The organism is Achromobacter sp. SIMBA_011 (genome assembly GCF_046535435.1).
GTDB classification, from domain to species: domain Bacteria; phylum Pseudomonadota; class Gammaproteobacteria; order Burkholderiales; family Burkholderiaceae_B; genus Achromobacter; species Achromobacter dolens.
Map to the genome: position 1 here is coordinate 1 of NZ_JAWRWN010000764.1, position 258 is coordinate 258.

General features: G+C 65.5%; 1 protein-coding gene. It reads right to left on the minus strand.

From position 1 onward, the window contains the following. A partial coding sequence (locus tag SB816_RS33040; protein ID WP_410548384.1) for an ATP-grasp domain-containing protein occupies positions 1-258 on the minus strand: 258 nt, incomplete at both ends.

Here is a 258-nt window from a genome sequence, read left to right on the forward strand (position 1 = left end):
CGAGGAATTTCTCGATATAGAGTTCGGGCGTTCCAAATGCTCGGCTTGCCTCTTCCCGCGTGACGAGGACGGCGTCCTGAAGGGTGGAGGCGTCACGAACGACGCGCATTCCGCGCCCGCCGCCGCCGCCGGCTGCCTTGACGATGACGGGATAGCCGATTTCGGCAGCGATTTTCGAAACCTCCGCCGTATCATCCGGCAGGGCGGAATCGGGGCCGGGAACGCAGGGCACGCCGGCCTCCATCATCGCCCGCTTGG